Raw genomic sequence first — 9851 nt, 5'->3', positions numbered from 1 at the left:
GGAAGCGAAACAGGGCAAGGCCGAGCGACGACAGAACGCCAAAACCGGAATGGCTGGGGTTGGGGAGGAATTTGGTGTGCATGGTAGCTTTCGGTGAGTCGTGTTGTATGGGGCCGGTGCTCAGTATCAGTCATTGTGCGGCTTGGCGGGACTGGTTAATATTTTTTCTACAAGGGGTAACAGAACAATCTAAAGATGCCTTGGTTCGGTCAAAACGGTTACAAGATTTGCAGTTGCAATGGAGACAAGACTTAACTCAAATCCGTGCCACAGCCCTATTGTTGCGTCTTGCAGACAGCTTGTTTGAGTCTCCTATTCTCACTATTCCCCAAGCCCAGGCAATTATGGATGTTAGCTATCGATCTGCACAACAGAATGTTGAAAAGCTTGTGAATGTAGGTATCTTAGTGCAGGCTAGTGAAGGCTCTTACGGAAAGATATTTATTGCGCCAAAAGTTTTACAAATAATTGGTGAGTAAATTTACTTAATTTATACTTTTTAACCTAAATGTATAAATTTCTAGATTAGAATTATACTTAAGTTGCAATCTCTGTAAAGCCATGTAAAGACTGGGTTTTGCTAGCTGGATAGTACATTGTCTTTTGCATTTGCTCCCAATTCACTCACAGCTTTGCATTTTAGCTACTTCGATCAGGTACAAGTTTAAACTGACACAATGACATAATTTAGACAAGAGGTGGGGAAAGAACTTTACAGCATTCGTAGTACCAAAATTAGTTGAAATCTTGTTAACCTTTATGCTTAAAATTGCACAGGAGGTTTATTTAGCATCTACTGAAAGCTAAAGTCAACCCTTTGCAGGACTCCCATAAGCAATGCTGACTGAAATTTTACCTTTCCGCTTTGAGTTAGACACGATCGCGATCGCCGGAGCGAGTTTGTGGTCATTGGCGCTGTATCTAGGTTTATCAAAAGTCAATGAATGGGTAATCGAGCAACTCAATCGCTGGTTTAACTTTGCCGAGCGATCGCTTTATACCAGCCAATCAGAATTTGAAAAGACTCGTAAAGCCAGAGAATCCCAAAACTCTTTCTACGCTTCATTATTTAGCATTGTGCCTTTTTTGGTAGTTGGTGCTTTATGTAACTGGGTTCTGGAAATTAGTTTAGGCCAGAGTTGGGGAATTAGTACAGGTATATTAGCTTGTATGGGCGCTGGCATTTATGAACTTGGGCGCAGGAATGGAGAATCTTCGGATTGAATTCATGCACCTTCAACAATAGCTATTTCCTCATCAGTTAATCCATAGAGTTCATACACTAATTGATTTATTTGTCTATCTGTGGCATTAATCTGTTGTTGAATTCTTTTTTTAGCCGGGGGTGTTTGTGCTTGATTTAGTTGTTGATGGAGGTAAAGCATTTGTTCAACAAGCTGAATTATTTGATTATGAATGTTTTTTTCTTGATAATTGGAAAAATTAATCAATCGAATTGGTAATTGTTCAACATACTGAGTGAAATAACGAAAAAAGCCTCCTCGCATTGTGGTACTAATATTCTTCAGATAAAAATCTAAAACTTTACTATTGAGTAATCCTAAAATATATTTAATTGATTCTTGAACATTATTCTTAAGTATAATTCCATAACCACTGGTAAACGCATAATCTCCTTTTTCATCCCAAGCAAAAGAAGCTCTATTTGCAATATCAGGGACTAACATTTTTGATTTTTTCATCAATTCTATATTTTTAGGATAAATATAAGCATACCAATCTAAACCAAGCATTTTTCCTTTTTCTCTACTTTCTAAAAATTGTTTATTTTGCATTAGATAATCAAAAGTTAGGGGATAATTATTACGCAATTTATCTTCATTTATAAGATGAACATTTCCGTTTGTTAGTTCATAAGGAATAATTAATAACTTACTGGAATATAAAAGTTGATACGGCTTTATTTCCTTACCCTGTAAAAAGAGAGAAGTTAAATCAGATTCAATTGTAACTATTTTATTTAAAGCTTTAGAATATACCTGTAGAAAATTGTGTTCTTGAGAGATAAAATCTACAACATATATTTTATTAGCACTTGTTCTAATACCTTGAGAAATATTAGTTATTAGCTGACTTAAACTGATAAATTTATCGTTATTAAATTTATTGAATAAAACAGAATTTTTACTTTTACCAAAATCCCAACTTTCACTTGTAATAGATTTATCAATTACCAGTATTTCTTCTGCATTACCATCAATAATCCATTCTACTAAATCCTTTACTTGAAGAAAATTTACCTCTGACTGTTTTGTTTTAGACAAAAAGCATAGACAAGTATAAGTTGAAACATTAGGAAAAACTTGTTGATCTCCAAAATGAACAATCTTTTTAAGAAATTTACCTTCAGAAATTAACTTTCTTAAAGATTCTCCATATTGAGCATTAAAAAACTTATGGGTTAAAATAAAACCTAAATGGCCATTTTTCTTTAATAAATTCAAACCCTTTTCTACAAAAACAACATAAATATCATAATTTCCCTGACTAGCAGAAACATATTGTTCTTTATAAAACTCAACTTCTAGAGAAGCCCATTCTTTTAAAGCTTGAATTCTAATATAAGGAGGATTACCAATAACTACATCAAATCCACCTCGTTTCATGATTACTGAAAAAGCTGATTTCCAGTCAAATATATTAACTCGATAAGCTGTATCTTCATCTAAAAAACTAAGTTGATTATTTTGATAAAATTCTCCATCTATCAAAGAATTACCACACTGAATATTATTATCTAAATCCGGTAAAGCTCTCTCCTTAAATAATGTTAACTGTTTCGTGATTGTTTCCCCTGACTCACCCTCTAAAACCTTTAATAATAAAGATAACTTAGAAGTTTCTACCGCTTGCTGATCAATATCCACCCCATAGATATGAGTTAATAAAATGTGCTTTCTTTCAGTTGAGGTTAAACGGAAGTTACCACCCGTAGTTTGATATACTTTCTTTTTATATTTCTTAAAATTTTGAAGATACTGCTGTAAATACCAATCTAGTAAAAATTGATAAGCGACAATTAAAAAAGAACCTGAACCACAAGCCGGATCAAGAATTGTTATTTCTTTGATATTTTCTGGTTTTTTACTCTCTAAAATTTTACCAATAGTTTGTTTAACAATATATTCAACAATATAACTAGGAGTGTAATAGACACCTCCTGCTTTTTTCACTTCTGGTTTAGCTTCCACAGATGTTTGACGACTTGCTGATAAAGTAATTACTTTACCCAAAAACTGCTCATAAACCTGACCTAGAATTTCCACCGGAATAACTGAAAATTCATAAGGACTTTCAGGAGGATAAAGTTTTCTAATAATTGGTTTTAAAGTGGTATCATCAATTTTGAGGTTAAGGGTAAAATCATCTGGTTCATCGCGTTCTTTCTCAGTTTGAAAATGAAATAATCCAGAATTATAACGATAATCTGCATTTCTAAATAAACGCCCTAATTCTCCATAAATATTTTCTAATCTTAATAAATTAAATAACTGTTCATAGATTTCAATTCCCCTATCTTCGCAGATACGTAAAAAGACAATTCTGTTAATTGTCATTTGCACTGCGAAATTTAACTCCCGTTGTTGAATTTGCAGGTTGCGCCAAGCAATATTAGCAGCTAAATTTTCTCGCCAATTTTCAATTTCCTGTAAAAAAGCTTTATCAACAGTAATCCCTGATTTAACTGTGGTTCCGGCAAATTTATCTAAAGAACCATTTAATACCGCTTCTTTAGATAAAAGATTATAGATTTCGTCCCATTTATCTATATATTCTGTATATATAAAATATATAATTCTAGCTGTCAATGCTGAATCATTTTTATTTGGCATGATTCGACAATCATAAATAGCAAATTCTTCAAAATCAGTTAAAATGCTCAAGGGTAATTTTGCTGACCATCCATAACGCCTAAGTTGAAAAGCAGCACTAATATTTGATCCTACATTCACCGCAGGTTTTTTAGCTTCGACAAAAAACTTTCTAACTCCACCAACACGAAAACTATAATCAGGGGCTTTGGCTTTTTTGGTATCACTAATTTTTAAACTATCTTCGTGAACAACATCTTTATAAATATCAAAAGCTTGTTGTTCATTTCTAATATCCCATCCTAACGCTGCAAAAAATGGATCTATAAATTCAATTCTAGTTTGTGTTTCATTTAAACTATCAGCCCGATATAAATCTATTGAGGAGTGAAAATGAGCAATGAGTTGAATAATGCTAGATGGTACATTCATAATTAGTCTTTAAAATGCTTGAATTGAGCAATGAATTGCTCACTACAAACCAATTTTATTTTACTTTAATTTTCATATTCAAAATTTATCAATCTCTTCCCTTACTAAAGTTGCTATCTTTTGGGCCGCACCGCTTTCGCCACGAATCTTACGGAGTTTAGCGCGGATATCGTCCAATTTTTCTGGATGTGCCAAAAAGTCTAAAACCATTTCCCCAACTTCTTGCGGTTGAAGTTTACCCATAAGTTCTGGCACTATCTCTTCCTGTGCCCAGATATTTGGCCATGCTAATAAACCTTTGCGTCTAACAAATCTTAGGAATAACCAATTAATCACCTTAGCAAAGGGCGTACCTACTCCTGGCAGATTTGCCAACAACCCAGGTAAACCATCCCAAGCACGCATGGCATCAAGTTGCTGTGTTGGCAACAAAACAAGCATTGGCACTCCTAAAGCACCGAGTTCGGCAGTGTTTGCCCCCACTGTAGTCAAGCAGATGCAGCACTGGGATAATAAGTGATATGCAGGGTTTTCTTGCCACAGTTCCACAGTTAAGCCCGTTGTTGTTTTGAGCAATGCCTTGCTGCTAGCGTCCTTTGGGACAATTAAGGAAGCGCCGCCAAAGCCAAAGATTTCAGCAATAGGGTTCTTTTGGGGATCGGCAAAACTAGCTAAAGTTTGTAAATCCAAAGTTGGGGCTACAGGAATCACAAACTTGGTTTGAGGTTTTTTTGCATGGATGTATTGGGCGATCGCTAAACATAATGGCACTCCTTGGGCTAATTTTGCTGCTTTTGAACCAGGGAGTAAACCAATGATTGGGGAGTGGGGAGTAGGGAGTAGGGAGTAGGGAGTGCTGACTTGTTCTTGTGCTTCTAGCATCAAATCACCGACAACGGTGAATTTGTGAGCATATTTCTGTGGAACACCAGCAGCAACTTCAGGTTTCATCACCCCAAAGCGATCAATCCACTTATGCCAACGGGCTTGCCATTCGGCGTAAACTACTGTGCGATATCCCAGCTTTTTACCTATAATTATAGGGAAAATTTGATCGCCACCGAGAAAAACAACTACACCGTGACTTCTCCAATCCCAATTCTCAAAGGTTTTACCCCAAAGCAAAAATTGCCAAAAATGCTCTGCTTTCTGTACTCTATCTACTTCTGGGTAAGAAAGAGCGATCGCAGCTTCTCTACCACTAGCATTTGAGCAAGGCGATAGGACTACACTGATCCTCACTTGATTTCGGTCATCGCCGAATTTTTGCCGCAACGCCCTTACTACCGGGCGCACCCAGGTTGTTACCTCACCTGGCCCATTTGATAGGATGAGAATATCTACTTGAGTCATTAGTTAATGGTCAGGAGTTAGGGGCCATTAGTCAAGAGGTAAATATTATTAAATTCGTTCCCATGTTATAAGTATATAATGTAAAATATTATACTGTGATAAAGTAGATATGCTTAAACACTCAGTGAGATTACTACTATACTACTTGAAGTATAGAGAAATCCCAGTATTTAGCTGATTCATCCCGCATTTATGCAACGCCGTAAATTTCTTCCCTAGTGAACCTTTTGCGATCGCTAACATCTAACCTCCACTAATACAATCTCATTTCTGCTAGGGTTAAAGACTTTTTTTATGTCGAACTTAGGTATTTATAAATGTATTTATAAACGTTATTAATTAAGTTTAATAGTCACAGATTATTTTAACTTTTAATTAATATCCCATAAGTGAATTGCAGAGATGATCGTATTCATCATAATTTTTTATCTATCAAAAGCTGATATTTATTGTATCTTATTGAGAATTGAAATCTCAGCTAGAGTCGGTAAAAAATATGATTATTTACGCATAAAACGTATTACTTTACCCTCGTAATCGAGAAAAATCCTCCGTAAAAACCCTTGTATGACAGTTAGGGTGTGGAATGTGGGCTGTAAGGGAACAATATCATCATAGTCACGACAACGGGTAAGAAATCCTAATGGGTCTTGTCCAAGTTCAAATAGATGTCCAACAATAGAGTTAACTGACGGTGCTGGTACTCGAATACATCGCGAGCCATCACATAAACCTCTAGGTTTGTGTATATTCAAAAACATTAACTCAGCGTTAATATTAGATTCTTCATCACATAGAGAGATTTTTTATTTAAATACGCTTTGTTAAGTTTTCCGGTAGTCGCTTTTAGGAACGAATTAACATTGGGTCATAAATTTGAATTTCTGGAACCCCACAATTACCCAAAATAGAGCTAACGTAATCAAGCTCATTGTCTGTGCCACTAACGATGAGTATGTAATTGCCTTGCTCAATTTGCTCGTTATAAAAGCGTGCCCACTCATCTGCTATTCCTAGCCTCATAGCGTCAAAACGCTCACTTAAATTAACACCTGTTGACCTTTGAAATTGAGAAAAGTCTTTGCAAATTAAAGAAATCTGGTTTACTGGGAAACCTGCGGCACATATATCATTAATTGCAGCTTCAACATTATCTATGTTATTAAAGTCACCAATAGCATATTTGGTCAAAATCCCACTTTTATTAGGAATGGCAGTAGCAGAAGTCGTGGTGGTCAGATAATTTGTAGTTCCATGTTCACTGTTGAGATGCTCGTAAATGCCAAACTCTTCAATACCCCAACGCCGGAGAATTGCTTCTACTTTAGCAATTTCAAAAGATGTACAATCTACGATTATTAAATAGTGTCCAACCTCTACTCGCTGGTTATATGCTGTAGCTTGCTCTTCCGACATTCCCCAGCCAACTAATGCACCAGCAAAAGTTCCAGTAGCTGCACCTATGCTTGCCCCTACAAGGGTTGTAACCAAAGCGGTTGCAGCTGCCCCAGCCAGCATTATTGGCCCAACTCCAGGGATTGCTAAAGTACCTAGACCTACTAATAAACCAGTCAACCCACCTACAGCCCCTCCTGAAAGCCCTCCTACTGTTGCGCCTTCGTCGGATTTATCACCTATTTCATGATCGCCAATCTCATAATTGCGGTCTGTATTCTGTACAACTACAGATACTTTTTCCATCGCCAAGCCAGAATCTCTCAACTCATGTAGTGCCTGTTCTGCATCTCGACGATGAGTAAATACGCCTACAGCACGTTGATATTGACTTAAAACCATTATTACTCCTTGGTAGCACAGGAAAATTAATTATCTACAAATTTAGTATTTCACTATTTGTAATATTAAATACGAGTTTGTTGAACTGAAAATCATCCATCCTTAGTAATAAAATTCATGACAGATGCTGCAATCAGTAATCCTCTAATGTTTTCCAGCTTTTTTATCCTGTTAAGCCATACGTGAAATTTCATAAATTACACAGAATTAGTATATTTTTTAGTGCTAACTTATACGAGTACAACTTATTTGTAAGAGAGTAAAAGGATGAAAAGCTTATAAATCGGTACTTTTAATCTCCATAGTTTCTCGCGCTTCAATTCGGATTGCTATATGATGTTCAGCCATGATTTTGTTTCTGTAATATTCATTCGCGTCAAGGTTTGAGAAGGTGAATTATGTGCAACCTGAGTTACCCTTAAATCAATTGGGACAAATAAGCTGTGAAACTAATCAAACACAGGCGGTTAAACTATATCGAAAAGCATTGCTTCCATCAAAATGGTTAACCGTTTACTGATGACTGTTAACTGATAACTGTCAACCACCAAGTATTATGTATAATTACAATCCCTTAGACTGCCTACCTTCATCGGCGGAATTACCAGATTCTGATGATACCCCTGTGGATAACGAACTACAAATATTAATTCCTAATTTATTGTTAGCCATCTTAGCTTCGATTTGGCAAACCCGTGATGACTGGTTTTTCGGTATCAACATGGGGATTTACTATACACCATTACAACCTGCTATAGTCCCCGATGGGTTTTTGAGTTTAGGTGTTGAACGTTTTGTTGGAGAAAACGGACGTTCTAGTTACGTTTTCTGGGAAGAAGAAGGGATTACGCCCATTTTAACTTTAGAAGTGGTTTCTCAAACCTACAATGGCGAATATGAACAAAAGAAAATAGACTATGCTCAATTAGGTATTTTATATTATGTCATTTATGCACCAACGCGGCTACGTCGTAAGCGTCAACGTTTAGAAGTTTATCGCTTAGTTGAAGGTAAGTATATTTTACAACTCGGCGATCAAATTTGGATGCGAGAAATTGGTTTAGGGATTGGACGAGAACAGGGTACTTATCAAGGAAGAACACGAGAATGGCTGTTTTGGTATGACCAAGATGGTAACAAATACCAAACTCCAGAAGAGGTAAACGCACAACAGCAACAACAGCTAGAACAAACTCAGCAGCAGCTTCAAGAACTTTTAGCCAGATTACAACAACAAGGAATTGACCCAAATTTACTATGAACTACCCCTAGCTCAAACTGCACAGCCAGAAGTAGTTCATTATCTGATTTTGATACCTGCACAAGTCAGATAAAACTTATTACCTTCTAAGTACTGTTAGTAACTTTTTCGAGATTCTGCTTCACAGTAAGTACCAACTGGCAAGACGACTATTTTACCAAAGCAGGTAAATACGAAGAGGTTGGAATACCTGAATACTGGATTGTAGACTATGCTGCTTTAGGTGGTAGGCGATTTATTGGCAACCCCAAACAACCAACTGTCTCGCTTTACCAATTAATTGAAGGTGAGTATCAAGTTAGACAATTTAGGGGAAGCGATCGCATTCCGTCGCTAGCATTCCTAGAGTTCAATTTAACTGCTGAACAGATTTTTCGGGCTGGAGAAGTCGCGTAAAAAACGGCTAATACCATTTAATACAAACTATGATATAGCGCGATGTGCGACTTATTCTTAAAACCCCTCTCCAAACCTCTCCCCGAAGCGGGGAGAGGCTTTAAGTCTTGCTCCCCTTCCCTTGTAGGGAAGGGGCTGGGGGTTAGGTTTGAGAAAAAACACTCGTGCGCGAGTCTGAAATACTCATCCACAAGGCTTAAATACTCATTCACAAGTTCCAAGTATTCGTGAATGAGTCTCAAAAACTCGTCCATGAGTATTTGAGATTCATCGACGAATTACAAAGACTCGTTAACCGACAAAATATCCTCATTAACCGGCAAAATATACTCATTAACCAGCAAAATATCCTCGTGAACCGGCAAAATATACTCATTAACCAGCAAAATATCCTCATTAACCGGCAAAATATCCTCGTTCACGAGTATCAAAGACTCATTAACGGAGTTCCGAGCTTGATTAATGAGTATTAAAGACTCGTTTACAAGCCAATCTAAGCCATTGGTAATGATAAATTCTTTTTAGATTCAGTAAAAATTATTAGCACTCGTGTAGTGTTACACAGGATAGTAGATTGCTTTGATATCTTGCAGCATTCTTAATTAGTAGCCGCATCCGCCTGAAACTGGAAGTTCCAGGCTCATAGCTAAAGTCCACTTAATGTGGACTAAAACCTAAGTCTAGAAAGAATTTAGTCCTCTGAAGAGGACTTTCGCTATCAGCCATAGGTTTCTAACCTGTGGCGTTTGTTAGGATTAGTGCAAAATATTAGTGGTAGA

The 9851-nt window shown here is 36.6% G+C and carries 7 protein-coding genes and 1 pseudogene; 4 read left to right on the top strand and 4 right to left on the bottom strand.

Annotated features, from left to right (window positions below; translation table 11 throughout):
* Window positions 1–479: hypothetical protein (locus tag LC574_RS11220; RefSeq protein WP_229453594.1), on the top strand; the 479-nt coding region annotated here is incomplete at its 5' end.
* Between the two features lie 358 nt (window positions 480–837).
* On the top strand, window positions 838–1224 hold the full coding sequence (locus LC574_RS11215; protein WP_229453593.1) for a hypothetical protein: 387 nt from the start codon (window positions 838–840) through the stop codon (window positions 1222–1224).
* Window positions 1225–1226: 2 nt separating this feature from the next.
* Here the strand turns inward: LC574_RS11215 and LC574_RS11210 are convergent, their stop codons facing one another.
* The 3 genes from LC574_RS11210 to LC574_RS11200 all read right to left on the bottom strand — a co-directional run bounded on the left by LC574_RS11210 (window position 1227) and on the right by LC574_RS11200 (window position 7415).
* A complete protein-coding gene (locus LC574_RS11210) occupies window positions 1227–4265 on the bottom strand; it encodes an N-6 DNA methylase (protein WP_229453592.1) in 3039 nt (1012 codons plus the stop codon).
* A 78-nt stretch (window positions 4266–4343) separates the two neighbouring features.
* Window positions 4344–5618 (bottom strand): lipid-A-disaccharide synthase, encoded by a 1275-nt coding sequence (locus LC574_RS11205; protein ID WP_229453591.1) that lies wholly within the window; start codon window positions 5616–5618, stop codon window positions 4344–4346.
* A gap of 846 nt (window positions 5619–6464) precedes the next feature.
* Window positions 6465–7415: a general stress protein gene (locus LC574_RS11200; protein WP_229453590.1), complete on the bottom strand. Its 951-nt coding sequence runs from the start codon at window positions 7413–7415 to the stop codon at window positions 6465–6467.
* Between the two features lie 556 nt (window positions 7416–7971).
* On the opposite strand from LC574_RS11200, the gene LC574_RS11195 reads away from it, so the two are divergent.
* Together LC574_RS11195 and LC574_RS11190 are read left to right on the top strand one after the other, a co-directional pair.
* Entirely contained in the window at window positions 7972–8676 is a 705-nt protein-coding gene (locus LC574_RS11195; protein ID WP_229453589.1) for a Uma2 family endonuclease, read from the top strand.
* Between the two features lie 126 nt (window positions 8677–8802).
* A pseudogene (locus tag LC574_RS11190) lies at window positions 8803–9072 on the top strand (Uma2 family endonuclease); the annotation flags it as partial.
* A gap of 278 nt (window positions 9073–9350) precedes the next feature.
* Here the strand turns inward: LC574_RS11190 and LC574_RS11185 are convergent.
* Window positions 9351–9494 carry a hypothetical protein gene (locus LC574_RS11185; RefSeq protein WP_229453588.1) on the bottom strand — a complete coding sequence of 48 codons (144 nt, stop codon included), beginning with the start codon at window positions 9492–9494 and terminating at the stop codon, window positions 9351–9353.
* Window positions 9495–9851: the final 357 nt, after the last annotated feature.

Origin of the sequence: Nostoc sp. CHAB 5715 (assembly GCF_020829685.1) — a bacterium.
Taxonomy (GTDB): domain Bacteria; phylum Cyanobacteriota; class Cyanobacteriia; order Cyanobacteriales; family Nostocaceae; genus Nostoc.
This window is presented reverse-complemented; position numbering and strand designations above follow the sequence as displayed.

Excerpts from the sequence above, each read along its gene's own strand:
- LC574_RS11215 (WP_229453593.1), top strand. The coding sequence starts at position 838 with ATGCTGACTGAAATTTTACCTTTCCGCTTTGAGTTAGACACGATCGCG.
- LC574_RS11210 (WP_229453592.1), bottom strand. The coding sequence starts at position 4,265 with ATGAATGTACCATCTAGCATTATTCAACTCATTGCTCATTTTCACTCC.
- LC574_RS11205 (WP_229453591.1), bottom strand. The coding sequence starts at position 5,618 with ATGACTCAAGTAGATATTCTCATCCTATCAAATGGGCCAGGTGAGGTA.
- LC574_RS11200 (WP_229453590.1), bottom strand. The coding sequence starts at position 7,415 with ATGGTTTTAAGTCAATATCAACGTGCTGTAGGCGTATTTACTCATCGT.
- LC574_RS11195 (WP_229453589.1), top strand. The coding sequence starts at position 7,972 with ATGTATAATTACAATCCCTTAGACTGCCTACCTTCATCGGCGGAATTA.